21 protein-coding genes are annotated in these 18,720 nt (G+C 33.6%); 13 read left to right on the top strand and 8 right to left on the bottom strand.

All coding sequences use genetic code 11. From position 1 onward, the window contains the following. Positions 1 to 8: 8 nt before the first annotated feature. A complete protein-coding gene (locus ACFFGL_RS09470) occupies positions 9 to 341 on the bottom strand; it encodes a hypothetical protein (protein WP_309726633.1) in 333 nt (110 codons plus the stop codon). Positions 342 to 357: 16 nt separating this feature from the next. Further along, positions 358 to 1,389 (bottom strand): oxygen-dependent tRNA uridine(34) hydroxylase TrhO, encoded by a 1,032-nt coding sequence (gene trhO, locus ACFFGL_RS09465; RefSeq protein ID WP_309726635.1) that lies wholly within the window; start codon positions 1,387 to 1,389, stop codon positions 358 to 360. A 365-nt stretch (positions 1,390 to 1,754) separates the two neighbouring features. Here trhO and recA point away from each other — a divergent pair, with 365 nt between their 5' ends. The 4 genes from recA (at position 1,755) to ACFFGL_RS09445 (ending at position 5,364) form a co-directional block, all read left to right on the top strand. After that, positions 1,755 to 2,768, top strand: coding sequence for a recombinase RecA (gene recA, locus ACFFGL_RS09460; protein WP_309726637.1), 1,014 nt, complete (start codon positions 1,755 to 1,757; stop codon positions 2,766 to 2,768). A gap of 140 nt (positions 2,769 to 2,908) precedes the next feature. Further along, a complete protein-coding gene (locus ACFFGL_RS09455; RefSeq protein WP_309726639.1) occupies positions 2,909 to 3,328 on the top strand; it encodes a hypothetical protein in 420 nt (139 codons plus the stop codon). A gap of 15 nt (positions 3,329 to 3,343) precedes the next feature. Then, entirely contained in the window at positions 3,344 to 3,895 is a 552-nt protein-coding gene (locus tag ACFFGL_RS09450; RefSeq protein WP_309726642.1) for an RNA polymerase sigma factor, read from the top strand. Continuing rightward, positions 3,892 to 5,364: a hypothetical protein gene (locus tag ACFFGL_RS09445; RefSeq protein ID WP_309726644.1), complete on the top strand. Its 1,473-nt coding sequence runs from the start codon at positions 3,892 to 3,894 to the stop codon at positions 5,362 to 5,364. Before ACFFGL_RS09450 ends, ACFFGL_RS09445 begins: the two co-directional genes overlap by 4 nt. Positions 5,365 to 5,417: 53 nt before the next feature. Here ACFFGL_RS09445 and ACFFGL_RS09440 read toward each other — a convergent pair whose 3' ends face one another. Continuing rightward, complete coding sequence (locus ACFFGL_RS09440) at positions 5,418 to 6,155, bottom strand: lysophospholipid acyltransferase family protein (protein ID WP_309726646.1); 738 nt, start codon at positions 6,153 to 6,155, stop codon at positions 5,418 to 5,420. 171 nt (positions 6,156 to 6,326) lie between these two features. Between ACFFGL_RS09440 and trpS the strand changes: the two genes are divergently transcribed. Next, on the top strand, positions 6,327 to 7,295 hold the full coding sequence (gene trpS / locus ACFFGL_RS09435; RefSeq protein WP_309726648.1) for a tryptophan--tRNA ligase: 969 nt from the start codon (positions 6,327 to 6,329) through the stop codon (positions 7,293 to 7,295). Between the two features lie 52 nt (positions 7,296 to 7,347). Here the strand turns inward: trpS and ACFFGL_RS09430 are convergent, their stop codons facing one another. Genes ACFFGL_RS09430 through dprA form a run of 3 tightly spaced genes read right to left on the bottom strand, consistent with a single transcriptional unit; the run spans position 7,348 to position 9,548 of the window. Then, the gene (locus ACFFGL_RS09430; RefSeq protein ID WP_309726650.1) at positions 7,348 to 7,944 is read right to left on the bottom strand and encodes a hypothetical protein; all 597 of its coding nucleotides are present in this window, start codon (positions 7,942 to 7,944) and stop codon (positions 7,348 to 7,350) included. A gap of 6 nt (positions 7,945 to 7,950) precedes the next feature. Beyond that, positions 7,951 to 8,403 carry a hypothetical protein gene (locus tag ACFFGL_RS09425; RefSeq protein ID WP_309726652.1) on the bottom strand — a complete coding sequence of 151 codons (453 nt, stop codon included), beginning with the start codon at positions 8,401 to 8,403 and terminating at the stop codon, positions 7,951 to 7,953. A gap of 47 nt (positions 8,404 to 8,450) precedes the next feature. Continuing rightward, positions 8,451 to 9,548: a DNA-processing protein DprA gene (dprA, locus tag ACFFGL_RS09420; protein ID WP_309726654.1), complete on the bottom strand. Its 1,098-nt coding sequence runs from the start codon at positions 9,546 to 9,548 to the stop codon at positions 8,451 to 8,453. 94 nt (positions 9,549 to 9,642) lie between these two features. Here dprA and ACFFGL_RS09415 point away from each other — a divergent pair, with 94 nt between their 5' ends. The 6 genes from ACFFGL_RS09415 to ACFFGL_RS09390 all read left to right on the top strand — a co-directional run bounded on the left by ACFFGL_RS09415 (position 9,643) and on the right by ACFFGL_RS09390 (position 15,591). After that, the gene (locus ACFFGL_RS09415; RefSeq protein ID WP_309726655.1) at positions 9,643 to 10,626 is read left to right on the top strand and encodes an HU domain-containing protein; all 984 of its coding nucleotides are present in this window, start codon (positions 9,643 to 9,645) and stop codon (positions 10,624 to 10,626) included. Between the two features lie 100 nt (positions 10,627 to 10,726). Next, positions 10,727 to 11,239 carry an acyl-CoA thioesterase gene (locus ACFFGL_RS09410; protein ID WP_309727151.1) on the top strand — a complete coding sequence of 171 codons (513 nt, stop codon included), beginning with the start codon at positions 10,727 to 10,729 and terminating at the stop codon, positions 11,237 to 11,239. A gap of 14 nt (positions 11,240 to 11,253) precedes the next feature. Then, positions 11,254 to 12,588: an MATE family efflux transporter gene (locus tag ACFFGL_RS09405; protein ID WP_309726657.1), complete on the top strand. Its 1,335-nt coding sequence runs from the start codon at positions 11,254 to 11,256 to the stop codon at positions 12,586 to 12,588. 92 nt (positions 12,589 to 12,680) lie between these two features. Then, positions 12,681 to 13,796: a vWA domain-containing protein gene (locus ACFFGL_RS09400; RefSeq protein ID WP_309726658.1), complete on the top strand. Its 1,116-nt coding sequence runs from the start codon at positions 12,681 to 12,683 to the stop codon at positions 13,794 to 13,796. A 15-nt stretch (positions 13,797 to 13,811) separates the two neighbouring features. Beyond that, on the top strand, positions 13,812 to 15,275 hold the full coding sequence (locus ACFFGL_RS09395) for a magnesium chelatase (protein WP_309726660.1): 1,464 nt from the start codon (positions 13,812 to 13,814) through the stop codon (positions 15,273 to 15,275). Positions 15,276 to 15,372: 97 nt separating this feature from the next. Then, entirely contained in the window at positions 15,373 to 15,591 is a 219-nt protein-coding gene (locus ACFFGL_RS09390; RefSeq protein WP_309726662.1) for a hypothetical protein, read from the top strand. Here ACFFGL_RS09390 and ACFFGL_RS09385 read toward each other — a convergent pair. Continuing rightward, entirely contained in the window at positions 15,588 to 16,229 is a 642-nt protein-coding gene (locus ACFFGL_RS09385; protein WP_309726663.1) for a 2OG-Fe(II) oxygenase, read from the bottom strand. The genes ACFFGL_RS09390 and ACFFGL_RS09385 overlap by 4 nt on opposite strands. Positions 16,230 to 16,477: 248 nt before the next feature. On the opposite strand from ACFFGL_RS09385, the gene ACFFGL_RS09380 reads away from it, so the two are divergent. After that, positions 16,478 to 16,927, top strand: a complete 450-nt coding sequence (locus ACFFGL_RS09380) for a 6-pyruvoyl trahydropterin synthase family protein (protein ID WP_309726665.1) — start codon at positions 16,478 to 16,480, stop codon at positions 16,925 to 16,927. A gap of 147 nt (positions 16,928 to 17,074) precedes the next feature. Then, positions 17,075 to 17,827 carry a UDP-2,3-diacylglucosamine diphosphatase gene (locus ACFFGL_RS09375; protein ID WP_309726666.1) on the top strand — a complete coding sequence of 251 codons (753 nt, stop codon included), beginning with the start codon at positions 17,075 to 17,077 and terminating at the stop codon, positions 17,825 to 17,827. Between the two features lie 67 nt (positions 17,828 to 17,894). Here ACFFGL_RS09375 and ACFFGL_RS09370 read toward each other — a convergent pair whose 3' ends face one another. Beyond that, complete coding sequence (locus tag ACFFGL_RS09370) at positions 17,895 to 18,659, bottom strand: lipocalin family protein (RefSeq protein WP_309726668.1); 765 nt, start codon at positions 18,657 to 18,659, stop codon at positions 17,895 to 17,897. Positions 18,660 to 18,720 lie beyond the last annotated feature (61 nt).

Raw genomic sequence — 18,720 nt, 5'->3', positions numbered from 1 at the left:
TTCAATTTCTACAAAATTGACCAGATATTACAAAGCAATAATAAAGACGTAATTATAATAAAGCCCAAACTAATTGAACCTAGTTTTTTATTTCTATAAACATAGCTAAATAAGGCTATTGAAATTAAAAGAAGTAGAATGGTTATTCCAGTAGCTAAACCAGCGTGACGTAAAAATTCGGGAAATAAATTGAAATAAGCTGTCTTGGCATCTTTAAATGAATCGTGCCGCTTAAAAATTAAAATCCACAGAATAAATTCTAGCAGCGCTACAACTGAAAATACTGAAGAAATTCCTAAATAAATTTTTTCTTTTAAAGAAGTTTCGTCAGTATTATTCATATTTTGAATTTATATATCACGCCTTAAATTTCAGCACTTCAGATCTTCCTTTTTTGAAGATTTTATTGCTGTTATGTTTACCGCGACGAAGTGCTTTTTGTTCTTCATAAGGTAACGCATGAATTTCTTTACAATGATCTGAACAACAATTATCCATTTTTTCGGCACATTCTTCACATTGAATAAACAATAAATGGCAAGCCTCATTTGCACAATTTACGTGCGTGTCACAAGCTTTGCCGCATTGGTGACAATGCGCGATCACATCATCAGAAATTTTTTCAGCTCGACGGTGATCGAACACGAAATTTTTACCGATAAATTTATTTTCGAGTTTTAAATTTTCAACTTGACGCGCGTATTCAATTATTCCGCCTTCTAATTGAAATACATTTTTAAATCCACGATGTTTATAATAAGCACTGGCTTTTTCGCATCGAATTCCACCGGTACAATACATCACCAAATTTTTGTCTTCTTTATGTTCTTTTAAATCTTCTTCAATTATTGGTAAAGAATCTCTAAAGGTATCTACATCGGGTGTAATTGCTCCTTGAAAATGACCAATTTCACTTTCGTAATGGTTTCGCATATCTACTAAAACCGTATTGGGGTCGTTCAATAAATCGTTGAATTTTTTCGCATCAACGTGAACACCTTTTTGGGTAACATCAAACGTATCATCATCAAGACCGTCGGCTACAATTTTATCACGAACTTTTATTTTCAGTTTTAAAAATGATTTTACATCGTGTTCAATAGCAATATTCAACCGAACGCCTTCTAGAAAATAAATTTCATCAATAAATTTTTTAAATTCGTTAAAGCGCTTCGCCGGGACGGAAAGTTGTGCATTAATTCCTTCGTGGGCTACATAAATTCTACCCAAGACTTCTAAAGCGTCCCAAGCGACAAATAAATGATTTCTGAAAAGTTCTGGATTGCCAATTTTGGCGTACTGATAAAAAGAAAGCGTGAGTCGGTCTTCGCCGGCTTCATCTAATAATTGCGCTCTCTCTTGTGCACTTAATTTATTGTACAGTTGCATGCTATACTAATTTAAAGTTTTACAAAAGTTTGAGTTTGCAAAGATACTATAAAAATACAAAAAAGCCCGTGAAACTTGTTCCGGGCTTTTTTGTGAATGGCTAATTCATTATTTTACTTATTATTTTAATTGCTTAAAAAAGTAAAACAACGTCAGCCACCATCAATTTTACAAGCGCTTGTGTAAGCAATTGTAATTAAAGTGGTTCCATTAAAAATAATATTCTTTTTCAGAAACCTCATCTATCTTTTTCTAGCTTTATAAGTAGATACAAAAAATTTAAAAAGGTTGCGTAGAGCATTGTGATGCACAAAAACTTATAGTACCTTAGCGGTTCTTCAAGAACATTATAGGAGCTAAGAAATATGAGTAAAGACAACGAAAAAGAAGCAAAAATGAAGGCGTTAAAATTAACGCTAGATAAATTAGATAAAACTTACGGAAAAGGAACGGTCATGAAAATGAGCGATCAAGCTGTACAAGATGTAGATGCAATTTCATCTGGATCGTTAGGTTTAGATTTGGCATTAGGTGTTGGCGGTTACCCACGAGGACGTGTAATTGAAATTTACGGACCAGAATCTTCAGGAAAAACAACATTAACTTTGCATGCTATTGCAGAAGCTCAAAAAGCTGGAGGAATAGCAGCTTTTATTGATGCGGAACATGCTTTTGATCGTTTTTATGCTGAAAAATTAGGCGTTGATATTGAAAATTTAATCATCTCACAACCGGATCACGGAGAACAAGCTTTAGAAATTGCAGATAATTTAATTCGCTCTGGTGCAATTGATATTATTGTAGTCGATTCTGTTGCGGCTTTAACACCAAAAAGTGAAATTGAAGGTGAAATGGGCGATTCTAAAATGGGATTACACGCCCGATTAATGTCGCAAGCACTTCGAAAATTAACCGCTTCAATTAGTAAAACCCATTGTACGGTAATTTTTATTAACCAACTTCGAGAGAAAATTGGCGTTATGTTCGGGAACCCTGAAACAACTACCGGTGGAAATGCATTAAAATTCTACGCTTCGGTTCGTCTCGATATTCGTCGTTCAACCCAAATTAAAGACAGTAATAGCGATGTAAAAGGAAATAAAACGCGAGTAAAAGTGGTAAAAAACAAAGTAGCACCGCCTTTTAAAACTGCAGAATTCGACATTATGTATGGCGAAGGAATTTCTAAAGTTGGTGAAGTTATTGATGTTGGTGTAGATTACGAAATTATTAAAAAAGCCGGTTCTTGGTTTAGTTATGAAGATACTAAATTAGGACAAGGTAGAGATGCCGTAAAAACTTTACTAAAAGACAATCCAGATTTAATGGAAGAATTAGAAACTAAAATTACTGAAGCCATAAAAATTGCGACTTCTTAATTTATTCAATATAAAAATTTTTAAAAATCCTACCTTAATTATTCGGTAGGATTTTTTTTGTTTTAACGCAACCTTCTCTACTATTTTTCATCTACCTTAAAATATAAAAGCTTAATTATCAAAAGTTAAGCAAAAAGAAGATGAAAAAGATTAATTTTATTTGTGTAGGAATACTGCTTTTCCTAGCAGGATGCAGTCTAGATGATGAGAATAATTATAATTTTAGATACGATTTGGTTGCTATAGATTCTGTGACAATTCCAGACACGTTAGTTTATTTAAAAAATTATGAATTTCAAATAAATTATAGTCAACCAAATACCTGTTATTTTTTTGAAGGATTTGATAAAACCGAAAATAAAAATACAGTAACAATTGCCGTCATAAATAGTGTTATCTTAGATGAAAATTGCGATTCGCTAACCCATAAAAAAATCAGCAAAAAATTGCTTTTTTCAGCAGCGCGAAACGATTTTTATCTCTTTAAATTTTGGCGAGGAGAAAATGAAAATGGAGAAGCTACCTATCTCGAAAAAAAGGTTCCGGTAGTAAGTGAGTAATTAAAAAATAAGTATTTGAGTATTGAGCAACTCATAAAACAATGTAAACAGCAAGATTTAAAATCTCAAGAGCAACTCTACCGATTATTTTCGGGGAAGCTCTTTGCGGTCTGTTTAAAATATTCGCGCAATTATCACGAAGCCGAAGATAATTTGCAAGATGCATTTTTAATCATTTTCGATAAAATCGCTCAATTTAAAGGAAAAGGTTCTTTTGAAGGTTGGTTAAAACGAATTGTAATTAACACCGCTCTTCAACGCTATCGTAAAGGTCCGCAGGTTTTTGAAATTATTCACGAAGAAAATATTGAAGAACCCGAAATTGAAATAGACGAAGAAGAATTTTCACTGAAATTTCTTCTCGAAATTATACAAGAATTACCCGATCGTTACCGAATGGTTTTTAACCTCTACGCTTTAGACGGGTTTTCTCACAAAGAAATTGCCGAAATGATGCAAATTTCGGTTGGCACTTCAAAATCTAACCTCGCACGAGCCAGGCAGATTTTAAAAGAAAAAATAGCCGAAAAAAAAAGTATGAATAGCGTGACAAGATTTGTAAAATGAAAGAGAAAAAATACATAGACCGAATATTTCAGGAAAAGTTTAAAGACTTTGAAGCTAATCCTGATGAAAAAGTGTGGAATAACATTAAAGAAAAATTACAGGAAAAGAAGAAAAAACGTCCGGTTATTATTCCGCTTTGGTATAAAATCGGTGGAGTTGCCGCTGTATTAATTGGAATACTTTTAGTAAGCAATGCACTTTTCTTTTCCGTTGAAAATGAACCTAACATTGTAAATTCTTCAGAGGAAAAAATTGAAAAAAACACGAATTCCACCGAAGAATCTTTTTCTAAAACTGAAACTAAAAATACGATAAATTCAACTTCAAATTCTTCCGGAATTACTTATCAAGATAACGAGGGAGAAGAAATTATTTCAACTGAAAAAGAAAATGAAAACATTCAAAATAAAAAATCTGTTTCAGAAAAATCTATAGTTTCTTCTAAAGAAAATACTTCAACAAAACCACAAGAAAAAAATTATACTAACCAAACTAATTCTACTAAAAATCGTTCAGGGATTGCGTCGGTTAATTCTTCAGCAAACCAGAAAAATAATACCACAGAAAATGGTAAAATAAATTCACCTTCTAATTCTAATTCAACTGAAGAAATGCTTCAAAATGAATTAAAAAGCAATTCCGATTTGCTAAGTCTTTCTCAATTAGAAGCGGAAAATATGTTGCCAGCTAAAAAACGCTCGTTACTCGATGAAGTAGAAGAAATGAATAAGGAAAAAGATATAGAAAGTGATGATGCAGATCTCGCAAAATGGGCAGTAAAACCTAATATTTCTCCAATTTATTACGGAAGTTTAAACGGCGGAAATACGATAGACGCTCAATTTGCAGATAACAGTTCAGAAGGCGAAGTTACGATGGCTTACGGTGTAAATTTTGCTTATGCTATTTCTGAAAAATTTAAAGTTCGTTCTGGAATTAGCAAAGTGAATATGAGTTATAACACGAATGATATTGTTTTCACTTCGTCGCTCAACGCAATGAGTTTAGATGGTTTAAAAGGAAATGAAAGCAATAAAAATATTTTGGTGTTAGATCAAAAAGAAATTAGTGGTCCTCCAGAATTTAAAGGTAGGGGAACTCCGTTTACCACAGGAACAATCAACCAGCGCTTAGGTTTTTTAGAAATTCCACTGGAAATGGAATATACTTTACTTAATAAACGTTTTAATATTAATGTTATCGGCGGAGCAAGCACATTAGTGTTAAGCGAAAATACAATCGCTATAAATTCTGCTGAAGGAAGTACGGCGTTAGGCGAAGCAAATAATTTAAACAATGTAAGTTTTAGTACGAATGTTGGCCTGGGTTTTGGATATGAGTTAAGCAAAAAATTAGATTTTAATTTAGAGCCTACATTTAAATACCAAATCAATACTTTTTCGAAAAACACCAATGGTTTTATGCCTTATTTCTTTGGTGTTTACACCGGTTTTAATTTTAAGTTTTAAGCCTGTTTTTAGTTGATTGAAGCAATGATGAACCGAAAGCCATCTAAATTTATTTAGGTGGCTTTTTTTAATTCATTTAATAATACGGTGTGAACTTGTTCTCGTAATCCCTTTTTATCGTGTTGTGTTAAATTTTCAGTACTTATAAAGCGTAGAATTTTTGCACGCATTTTACCTGGAGAAGCTAAGAGAAAATTATATGAAAATCGCTTTTTATTATCAAAAAAAACAAGCGGAACAATCGGAATTTGATGATCTATCGCTAAACGAAAAGCACCATCTTTAAAATTATCGAGCAAAATATTTTCATCATCAGGAACGCCACCTTCCGGGAAAATACAAATACTAACGCCTTGACTTAATCGTCGTTGCGCTTGCTGAAAAACCGCATTTCTACTTTTTACATTATTTCTATCTACCAAAATGCAGGTTCGCTTGTAAAAAAAACCGAATATCGGAAATCTTGCCAGTTCTCTTTTTCCTACAAAAACAAATGGATTTCTAATGCAATACAACATTAACATAATGTCTGTCATAGATGTATGATTGGCGACAAACATATAGCTTTTCCCCTTTACCGGTTTTTCGATAGTTTTTAAAACGGGATAAAAACCCATACCAAAAAGCACGATTTTCGCCCAAATTCTTGCCAAGAAAAAAAAAGCATCATAATATTTCTCTCTTGAAGTGGTTATCAACAAAAAAGGGAACATAATTATAATGGGGACGCTAATTAAGATATAAAACCAGATGCGCCACAAGGCTATTAAAATTATTTTGAATAATTTCATAAGCTCCAAAAATAAGAAATTGTACCGAGTCAATTCTATAAAAAATATACCTTTACAAAAATTTACAACCTCAGGATAAGTCCGCGAGATGTAAATCGGACAAACGTTTAATAATTTCGAGGCAAAACTTGGGGTATTATACCCTTTGGCGGTGCCAATAAAATTTTACTTATGGCTAGAATTTTAACTGGAATACAAAGTACCGGAACTCCACATTTAGGAAACTTACTGGGAGCTATTATTCCTGCTATTGAAATGGCAAACGATTCTAAAAACGAATCGTATTTATTTATTGCAAATTTGCACACCTTAACGCAAATTAAAGATGCTACTATTTTAAAAGAAAACACCTATTCTGTAGCCGCAACTTGGCTTGCGTTTGGGTTAGATATTCAACAAACGGTTTTTTATCGCCAAAGCGATATTCCACAGGTAACTGAACTTTCATGGTATTTAAGTTGTTTTTTTCCGTACCAACGTTTAACCTTAGCTCATTCTTTTAAAGATAAAGCCGATCGATTAGCCGATGTGAATTCTGGACTTTTCACCTATCCGATGTTAATGGCTGCAGATATATTATTGTATGATGCAGAATTTGTTCCGGTAGGGAAAGATCAATTACAACATATTGAAATGACGCGAGATGTAGCTTCAAGATTTCACACGCAAATAGGCGAAACCTTTGTCATGCCGGAAGCTAAAATTGAAGAAAACACTAAGTATATTCCTGGAACTGACGGTGAAAAAATGAGTAAATCGAGAGGAAATTACATCAATTTGTTTACTACCGATAAAAAATTGCGCAAACAAGTGATGTCAATTCAAACCGATAGTACGCCATTGGAAGAACCTAAAAACCCTGATACTTGTAACGTATTTAACCTTTATAAAGTAATCGCTTCCGCAGAAGAAACTGCAGAAATGAGAAAAAAATATGAAGTGGGAAATTACGGTTACGGCCACGCAAAACAAGCTTTATATGAATTGATAGTTGAAAAATATAGCGAGCAGCGTGAAAAATATAATTATTATATGAATAACCTCAACGAGATTGATGCCGCGCTTGAAAAAGGAGCTGAAAAAGCAAAAGAAACAGCCAATGATGTTTTAGAAAGAGTTAGAAAAAAATTAGGTTATTAAAATAAAAAAGCTGAATGTGAAAATTCAGCTTTTTTTGTGCTTATAAATAATTCTAAAAAGTATAACCAATTCTGAAATAAAGCTTTAATGCAATTATATTTTCAGCCTCTTGAATGAAAAAGGAATTGTTATTTTTAAAAACATGTATTAGTCCTATACCTGTAGCAGCTTCCAATGTAAAATGACTCCAATAAGTTCTGCGTATTCCCCAAGTGGGAATAATTCTTACTTGATCACGAATTTCAACATCTTCACCACTATTAAAAACGGTAAACAAATTCGGATTATAACTTGTTTCTAAACTTAAAAAATTACCCGAATTTTTAGCAATATTTTTGTCCTTTTCAACTCTCTTTTCCAAGTTGTAATACCATCTAGGTTCAACCGTGATAACAGGAGTAAGTCCAAAAGTGAGGTTATCTTGATCGAAAAATAAATTTTCGTCTAAATAAACATCGAACCCAATTTCAGTTCGCAAAGAAATACTATTAGATAAACCTAATTCATGATTGGCCCAAATTCCTAAAAGGCCGGTTTGAACATTAAATATAGACTTCTCGACACTTGCTGTTGAAGATTGAGTTTCATTTTGAGCATTCAAATTTGAGCTTAATATAGCTATGGTAAAAAGTAATAGTAATTTTTTCATAACTAATTATTGCTTTTTAAAGGTTTCTACACCCAAGAATTCTTCTTCATAGGTAACTTCTAATGTTTCTTCATCTACAAAATCATAAGTGAAAGTTCGTGTGGTAAGAGCACTCTCATCCTCAGAATTTACTTCGATAAATATTTGTTTTTCCTTTTCATTTAAAAATTCCCAAGTTCCAATTAATAGTATTTCTTCACATTCTGAAGCTTCATCTCCATAAGCTAAAGTATATTCCATATAATTTTCTTCTCCAAAATTAAAAGTAGTGAGACGCTCACAATCTTCAATACCGTATGGCTCGCGATCACTTAATGCCCAAGTACCCAATAGTTTTTCCTCTTCAGATAAAGATTCCTCTGGATTTTCTACGTTCGTGTTATCGGTTGCATCATCGCTACTACAGGATAATAACATACCTATAAAAAGAAAAAGACTTAGTTTTAAAAAAGTTTTCATAATTGTTTTATTTTATTGCGGTAAAACTACAAATTCTTTACTATTTACTATATAACTTCATATATTTTTCCAGGTAAAGGACGAATAAGATTATTCAGTTCTAAGTTTAATAAAAGTGGTACTAATTTAAAGGTGGGAATTTCTACTCGATGAGAAAGTTCATCTAATTCTGTTTTACCTTGTTGAAGCGTTGCTAAAATTTTTTCTTCCTCTTCAGTTAAGTTTACAAATAATTCGGGAGCTTTTTTTGTAGGTTTCGATTCTAAATCCCAGTTCAGCAAATAAATTAAATCTTCAGCACAGGTTAACATATGCGCTTGCTGACTTTTAATTAAATTATTACAACCTTTGCTAAACTTATCGGTAGTTCTTCCTGGAACTGCAAAAACTTCTCGATTATAAGAATTTGCAATATCTGCCGTAACTAACGAACCGCCTTTTTCAGCACTTTCAATTACGATCGTCGCTTCACTCAACCCAGCAATTATGCGGTTTCGTTTTAAAAAATTCTTTCTATCGAAATTTGAATCGCTCCAAAAATCAGTTATAAATCCGCCATAATCAAGTACTTCATCTTGATATTTTGCGTGTGTTTTCGGATAAATTTGATTTAATCCGTGTGCTAAACACCCTACAGTTTGTAAATTATTTTTTAGAGCTGCTTTGTGCGCACAAATATCTACACCGTAAGCAAATCCGGAAATTATTACAGGATTTAGTGGAGCGAGTTTTTCAATTAATTCTTCGCAAAATGCAAGACCTTGATTTGTAGCTTTTCTCGTACCAACAATACTTATTAAACGCTTATTTTCAAGATGAATATTTCCTCTTTGAAAAAGTAAAATTGGCGCATCTATGCAATGTTTTAAATTTTCAGGATAATTAGAATCTTTAAAGTAACGTACTTCTATATTATTTGAAGTAATAAATTCCAATTCCTCTTTCGCTTCTTCCTTATGGTTTGGGTTGTGTAAATCGCTAATTTTAAACTTGCCAATTCCCTCAATAGCTAGTAATTCTTCAGGTTTAGCATTAAAAATTTTTTCAGCAGAACCGAAAACACGTAATAATTTTTTTGCTGAAATATCTCCAAGATTGCGCACACGCTGAAGTGTTAAAAGCGCAAGTAATTCATCTGTAGTCATATAAAAAGGATTGCTTAAAAATACAGAAAAGATTTGTTAATAAATTCGAGAATACAACTTTTCTACTAGCCGAAAAAAAACTACTTTTGTTTATATGAGGATAGAAAATTACATTAAAGATTTATTATATCGTCACGAATGTGTCGTCATTCCTGACTTTGGCGCATTTCTAACACAAAGAAAACCAGCACAAATTCATGAAACTACGCATGCATTTTATCCTCCTAAAAAACACCTCGGTTTCAATAATAAATTGACTGAAAACGACGGAATTTTAATTAATTACCTCAGTAAAGCTGAAGAAATTTCCTACCAAGAAGCGATGCAACAAGTTGCAAGTTTTGTAGCGCAATTAAAAACTTCGTTACGTGAAATCGGCAAGATAGAATTTGAAGCTATTGGAACGTTTTATTTAGAAAAAGAAGAAATTATTTTTCAACCTTCCTATCATCATAATTATTTATTGGAAGCTTTTGGAACCGAAATGTATACCGCTTCTAAAATTGAACGATCGGTAAAAACCGCCGAAGAAAAACCTGCTGAAACGGTTTCTACAAAAGTTGAAGAAAAAGAAATTCCTGTTAAAAAACTCCCAGAAGAAAAACGAACAATTCCTATTTGGCGATACGCCGCTGTCGGAATTATTGCTATTGGCGTTTCAGGTTTAGTAGCTGCAAATTGGTATAGTAACGATGTGAAAAATCATAATTTAGCCGAACAACAAAAAGCTGAAAAGAAAGTTGAACAAACCATTCAGCAAGCAACTTTCGCCATCGACAATCCGTTGCCAGAAGTTACATTCAAAGTTCATACCCAAAAAGGAAATTATCATATTGTAGCAGGTGCTTTTCGCTTAAAAGAAAATGCAGAGAAAAAATTAAAGCAACTTCGTGAGCAAGGTTTTCCGGCAAGAGAAATAGGTGTAAATAAGTACGGTTTACACCAAGTAATTTACAATACTTTTGAAAGTCGCACAGAAGCTTTACAGGCTTTACGAACCATTAAAAATCAAGAAAACCAAAATGCTTGGTTGCTAGTAAAAAGTCTTGAAGCAAATTCTCAAAACCACGAAAAATAATTTTTTGGTTCAAAAAAAGTGAGCTTGAATCACAATTATCGAGTAAAAGAACTTTAAGCTTCTATTAACGTTACAAATCTTACCTTTGCCAAAAAAACAAATGGAAGCAAAATCGCCAACAGATTCACGAACTATTCTCACCGATTTAGTTTTACCAAGTGAAACCAACCCACTAAACAATCTTTTTGGAGGCGAATTATTAGCACGGATGGATCGTGCCGCAAGTATTGCCGCAAGACGCCACAGCAGAAGAATTGTAGTAACCGCTTCTGTAAATCACGTAGCTTTTAAACGAATGATTCCCTTAGGAAGTGTAGTAACCGTAGAAGCTAATATTTCCCGCGCGTTTAAAAGTTCTATGGAAGTAGTGATTGATGTTTGGGTAGAAGATCGTGAAAGTGGTTTACGCAATAAAGCGAATGATGCAATTTATACGTTTGTAGCTGTAGACGATAGCGGTTCCCCGGTTCCGGTTCCACCAATAAAACCTGAAACTAAAGAAGAGCAAGATCGCTATGATGCTGCACTTCGAAGAAAACAATTAAGTTTAGTACTTGCCGGAAAATTAAAACCTAGTGAAGCAACCGAACTCAAAGCTTTATTTGAAGATTAAAAAAGCCATTTCCTATGGCCAACACACCTAAAGTTTCTTTTCAAGAAATTAATAAAATTGCGATTCCTGCCATTATCGCAGGAATTGCAGAACCGCTAATCTCTTTAACCGATATTGCGGTTATTGGGAATGTCGAAAAAAATTCAGTTGAAGCATTAGCGGCAGCGGGAATTGTGGGTTCGTTTTTATCGGCAATTATTTGGATTGTAGCACAAACCAAAACGGCAATTTCAGCAATTGTTTCTCAACATTTTGGCGCCAACAGAATTCACGCGGTAAAAACCTTAATTCCGCAGGCTATTTTTTTCAATTTATTATTGAGTTTCGCTATTTACGGTATCACAGCTTTTTTTGCTGAAAGTATTTTTAGCGCTTATAATGCGGAAGGATTAATTCTCGATTACACTGAAGAATATTACACGATTCGTGCGGTAGGCTATCCCTTAACGTTGGTGACTTTTGCCATCTTCGGAATTTTTAGAGGACTACAGAATACACTTTGGGCAATGAAAGCCAGTTTAGCCGGAGCGGTTGTAAATGTCAGCTTAGATTATTTATTAGTTTATGGAATAGAGGGTTTTATTCCACCGATGCATTTAGCCGGAGCAGCTTATGCAAGTGTCGCCGCCCAAGCTACAATGTTGGTTATCGCTTTATATTTTTTCTTTAAAAAAACACCTTTTCACTTAAAGTTGAGTTTCAATATAAACCCACGAATGAAACCACTTTTATTGATGGCGGCTAATCTTTTTATACGTACCGCCGCACTAAATTTTGCCATTTATTTAGCAAACGCTTATGCCACAGATTACGGAAAAAGTTACATCGCCGCTCAAAGTATTTTAATGAATATCTGGCTGTTTTTCTCCTTTTTTATTGATGGATATGCAAATGCCGGAAACGCGATTGGCGGAAAATTATTAGGCGCAAAAGATTACGTTCGTTTATGGAATTTAAGTAAAGACATTAGTAAATATGCGGTTTATATTGCGCTCATTCTCATGGCGATCTGCGGAATTTTTTACACGCAAATAGGCGAAATTTTTAATAAAGACGCGGTTGTTCTTTCCTTATTCAGTTCTGTTTTTTGGGTTGTTTTGGCAATGCAACCAATTAATGCGATCGCGTTTATGTTCGATGGAATTTTTAAAGGTTTGGGAGAAGCAAAATATTTACGGAATGTATTACTTATTGCTACATTTTTAGGTTTTACGCCAACCTTACTCATCGCCGATTATTTTGGGTTAAAACTTTACGCGATTTGGCTCGGTTTTTTTGTATGGATGCTTATAAGAAGCTCAACATTGGTGATCAAATTCCGAAGAAAATATTTACAGAAAGAAGTCTAATTTTTCCTAAACATTAGTTTCAGTTTAACATCTGTATCATTTCTAATCTTTCCAAAATACCGTATTTTTAAAGATAAATTTAGGAGAATGCTATGAATGATGTTCGCAAAGGATTTATTTTCAAAAATTATGAAGCGCCTTACCAAAGTCCGTTTGATAAATTATTTGAAATTTTTAAAGAATTAATCACGTTTACTTCCGGCGATTTCGATGAAGCAATCGACTGGTTGCGCCAATTAGATAAAGAATATAAATTAACTACCGAAGATTATACAATTGATGATTTTATAGAAGATTTAAAGAAGAAAGGGTATATTCAAGAACGCATAAAACCCGACGGAAAAGGCGGCATGGCAATTACTTCAAAAACAGAACAAGCTATTCGTCAACGTGCTTTGAATCAAATTTTCGGAAAAATGCGCAAAGGAAATCCCGGAAATCATAAAACCAAGATCAAAGGAAATTCTGATGATACAACTGGTGAATTCAGAAATTATCAATACGGCGATTCAGTTGAAAAAATTTCAGTGACTGAAAGTTTAAAAAACGCGCAAATTAACCACGGAATTGGCAATTTCAATTTAACTGAAGATGATTTAGTTGTAGAAGATAGCCAATATAAAGCGCAAATGAGTACCGTCTTAATGATCGATATTAGCCACAGCATGATTTTGTACGGTGAAGATAGAATTACCCCGGCAAAAAAAGTAGCGATGGCGTTGGCAGAACTCATAATCACGCGCTACCCAAAAGACACCCTTGATGTAATTGTCTTCGGAAATGATGCGTGGCCCATTAAAATTAAAGATTTACCCTATTTGCAAGTCGGTCCGTTTCACACCAATACGGTCGCCGGGTTGCAATTGGCGATGGATATTCTTCGAAGAAAACGAAATGCCAACAAACAAATTTTTATGATTACCGACGGAAAACCGAGTTGCTTGCGTTTACGCGATGGCACGTATTACAAAAATTCAATGGGATTAGATCCGCATATTACGCATAAATGTTACAATATGGCGGCTCAAGCACGAAAATTAAATATTCCAATTACCACATTTATGATCGCTTCCGATCCTTATTTGCAACAATTTGTTGAAAATTTTTCAGAATCCAATCAAGGAAAAGCGTATTACACCGGATTAGATGGATTAGGAGAAATGATTTTTGAAGATTACGAAGCCAACCGAAAAAAAAGAATACGATAAAATAGAAAAAATACTATGAATTTAACTGATATAAAAACCTTTGGCGAACTCAAAAAAACGGGTTATAAATCGCGCGGAATTAAAGAAGAACTCCGAGAAAATTTACTTGAAAAAATTAAAAAAAAGGAAACTGTTTTTAAAGGTGTTCATGGTTACGAACACAGCGTAATTCCCGAATTAGAACGCGCTATACTTTCGAAACATAATATTAATTTACTCGGTTTACGCGGACAAGCAAAAACCAGATTAGCACGCTTAATGGTTCAATTATTAGATGAATATATTCCTGTAGTGGAAGGTTCAGAAATTAATGACGATCCGTTTCATCCAATTTCTCGTTTTGCAAAAGAGCTCATTGCAGAAAAAGGAGACGAAACACCAATTTCTTGGTTACATCGTGACGAACGTTTTTCAGAAAAATTAGCGACACCAGATGTTACGGTAGCCGATTTAATTGGTGATGTGGACCCGATAAAAGCGGCAAACTTAAAATTGAGTTATGCAGATGATCGCGTTATTCATTTTGGAATGATTCCGCGAGCAAATCGCTGTATTTTCGTCATTAATGAATTACCCGATTTACAAGCTCGAATTCAAGTGGCATTATTCAATATTTTACAAGAAGGTGACATTCAAATTCGTGGTTTTAAATTACGAATGCCGCTTGATTTACAATTTATTTTTACCGCAAATCCTGAAGATTACACCAATCGCGGAAGCATTGTTACGCCTTTAAAAGATAGAATTGGGTCGCAAATTTTAACCCACTATCCTACTTCAATTGAAATTGCTAAAACCATTACCGAACAAGAGGCAAATTTAGAAGCCGAACAAAAAAATCACGTAAAAGTTCCAGAATTGGCAAAAGATTTACTGGAACAAATAAGTTTTGAAGCGCGAGAAAGTGAATATGTAGATATTAAAAGTGGAATTAGTGCGCGAATGAGTATTACCGCTTTTCAAAATTTATTAAGCACTGCCGAACGTAGAGCTTTACAAAATGGCGATGAAAATACGATACTTCGGTTTGGCGATTTTATGGGCGTAATCCCGTCGATTACCGGAAAAGTTGAATTGCTTTATGAAGGGGAACAAGAAGGTGCGGCTTTTGTAGCGCAACAACTGATTGAAAATTCGGTGAAAACTATCTTTCCGCAGTTATTTCCGAAGATTGAAAAACTTCAGAAAGAAAACGAAGAAAATCCGTATGATGAAATTACCGCATGGTTTTTTGAGTCTAGCGGCGTAGAATTAGCCGATAATTTAACGGAAAAAGAATACAAAAAAACACTCGACGAAATAGAACCTCTTAGAAATTTAGTGGAAAAATATCAACCCGATTTAAGTGAAAACGAACGTTATTTTGTAATGGAATTCGCACTCTGGGGATTGGCAGCTTTTAATAAATTAAGCAAACATCGTTTTAATGAAGGTTTACAATTTAGAGATTTGTACGGAAGTTACATCAATAACTTATAGAAAATCAGAAGTTTGAATAAATTTTTGAGTTAAAAATCTCTGAAAATACCTGTTGTTTTTAAAATTAAGGTTATCTTTTAAGTTAAAACCAACAGGTATGTTTTCAGCATTACTTCAAACCGAAATTCCACAGCCAGCACAAACTGAACCAGACCAAGAATATGGCATTTATTCATTTCAAGATTTTATAATCGCCAATTGGGGTTACATTACAATTGTGCTAATTCTTGCTATAATTGTACTTATGTATGGAAGACATAAAAAACGAGAACGTAAAAAGCATTTTGAAGAATATCAACGGCAAAAAGAAAACTAGCGCGTTTTTAACCAACCAGTAATACTTAATCGCCGATCTTTTTTAACCGGTTTTACTTCGTGCTCTAAAAACTGACTTTCAAAAATAACAACTCTTCCCGGTAGCGGATAAATAACTTCTTCAGTTTCATTTTCTTTGTAAATTACCAATTCGCCACCGTTGCTTTTTTGCCAACATTCATCGTTTAAATAACAAACTATAGAAAGTTTTCTTCTTCCATCATTTTGAAACGTATCTAAATGGCGTTTGTAAAACGTACCTTCTGGATAAACTGCATAATGGAATTCTTTATGCAAAATTCCCATAAAACAGGTTCTGTTTAAATACGCTACCAAATCGTTTATTTTATTGAAGAAAAGCTTTTCCAATTCACTCTGTTCAGCTTCATTTATCCATAAAATAAAATCGCCACGAATCGATTTTTCTATCGATTCATTTACTTTATTTCCAATCGCAGATTTTTTAAAACGATCTTCTTCGTATTTATCCAGTAGCGTTGCGCGTAATAAATCAACTTCTTCCGAAGAAAAAAATTCATCTACAATCGAAAATTTTTGTGCAGACAGATTTTCAATAATCTGCTCGTACTGCTCGTTTACCTTGAAATCGAGCTGTTCGAAAAGTTCTAAACTATCCACTTTATCATTAAAAAAGCGCGGCAAATTTAGTCTTTAAATCCAAATAAAAAACAGGTTTTAAAAATAATTTTATAAATTTTCATCACTATCGAAAATACATTCAACTAAACTTTAATGTGTAACTTTGCAACAGATTTTTAAAACATCAGAAAAGTGGATATATTAAAATTTTTAAGCGGCCCGGGATTATTTTTAGTCCTCGCTGTGGTACTCATAGCCGTGGTTTTGTATAAAAAATTAAAAAAATAATGAGCAATATTCGCATCACCAAACAATTTAATTTTGAAACCGGTCACGCGCTTTACGGCTACGACGGAAAATGCAGAAATGTTCACGGCCATAGCTACAAACTTAGCGTAACCGTTATCGGGAAACCCATTAAAGATAGCGATAACGTAAAATTCGGAATGGTTATCGATTTTGGAGATCTCAAAAAAATTGTAAAAGAAGAAATTGTCGATAAATTCGATCACGCCACGGTTTTCAATAAAAACACACCGCATGTAGAACTTGCCAATGAACTTGAAAAACGGGGCCATAACGTGATTTTGGTAGATTATCAGCCTACGAGCGAACAAATGGTGATCGATTTTTCAGAAAAAATAAAAACCCGATTGCCCAAAAATATTCAACTTCATTCTTTAAAACTTCAAGAAACAGAAACCAGTTTTGCTGAATGGTACGCTAGTGATAATTAAGGCGTTTCCCTTTCGGGTCGGGCTTTCACAACTCGCTTTTTTAAATTTCAGTTAAAGCAGAAATTAAAAAAGAGCTCAAACAAGCGTTCAATCCCTAACGCAAATCCTTCCGCAGAAATAATTATATTTGATTTTATAAATTAGTTTATGCAAATTCCATCTGGAAAAAAAGTCTATTTCTCTAGCGATAATCATTTAGGCGCACCAACAAATGCTTTAAGCAAACCGCGTGAAGAAAAATTTGTAAAATGGCTCGATGAAGTGCAACAAGACGCCGCCGCAATTTTCCTTTTAGGCGATTTATTCGATTTTTGGTTTGAATATAAACACGTAGTTCCTAAAGGATTTGTTCGCGTTTTAGGAAAAATCGCCGAAATAAAAGACAGCGGAATCCCAATTTATTTTTTTGTAGGAAACCATGATTTATGGATGGACGATTATTTTGAAAAAGAGCTGAATATTCCTGTTTATCACAAACCGCAAGAATTTACTTTTAATGAAAAGAAATTTCTAATCGGTCACGGCGATGGTTTAGGTCCCGGCGATAAAGGGTATAAACGGATGAAAAAAGTTTTTACCAATCCGTTTTCAAAATGGTTATACCGTTGGTTGCATCCCGATATTGGCGTTCCATTGGCTAAACATTTATCGGTAAAAAACAAACTGATTTCCGGCGACGAAGATGCTAAATTTTTAGGTGAAGAAAATGAATGGCTCGCACAATACGCGAAACGAAAATTAGAAACAAAACACTACGATTATTTTGTGTTTGGGCATCGACATTTGCCCATGAAAATTGAAGTTGGTAAAAATTCTACCTATTTTAATTTAGGCGATTGGATTTCACATTATACCTACGGTGTTTTCAATGGTGAAAATTTTAGTTTAGAAGAATACTGAATCAATATAAAAGAGAAAAGACCAATTATATAATTGGTCTTTTCTCTTTTATCAATTTATTTTAATACTATAATTCTTTTCTTAAAACCAGTATTTGTTCTGGATCATCTAGTGAAATAACCAGCTCTCGCTCATTTAAAAGAAGTATATCATAAGAATATGTTTCATCCTCAAATCCCATCACAAGTTGGTCATCTCCTTCAAAGGAATAATAAAATGAAGTGTTTACATCTTCAATGCAATCACCCTTATTATTTTTAACGTAGTAAATATGGGTTCCGGATTCATCTTCTGGATTTGAAAATTGAAAATAACTATATTTATCACACTCACTCAACGAGGTTTGCTCCTCGTCTTCGTATAATATCCAAGCAGTAATAAACCATTTCCCTTCTATTACTTCCTCGCGCGATCCTTGACGTGTAGTAAAATATGCTACAGGACTTGAAGTACTATTTCCATCACTATCTTTTGCTATAACTTTCCAATAATATTTAGTGTTGAAATATAAATCTTCTTGTAATGTAAATGAGGTGGTAGCGATATCTTCGCCTATCTTTGTAGTAGGTGGATTAGATTTTCCTACATAAAGATTATACACCACATTTTCACTATCAGAGTCAATAGCTGATTCCCATATAAAACTAGGCCTCAACTCCACATCTGTTGCACCGGATGCAGCAGAAACTAAACTGAAGGCTTCTGGTGGGTAGTTTCGGGGTGAGTGGTTTCGGGAAACTTCTGGTTGTGAATCATCTGTAGTGCAACCAACCAATAAAACAATAGAAAAAACTAGAAAAATGAATCTAGCATTAAAAAAGATTTGCTTCATTATAATTAAAATTTTAAGGTGACTTTAAGAAAATTAATATTAAGTAAATATATATAATTTA

Source organism: Mesonia maritima (assembly GCF_042433895.1).
Taxonomy (GTDB): domain Bacteria; phylum Bacteroidota; class Bacteroidia; order Flavobacteriales; family Flavobacteriaceae; genus Mesonia; species Mesonia maritima.
This window is presented reverse-complemented; position numbering and strand designations above follow the sequence as displayed.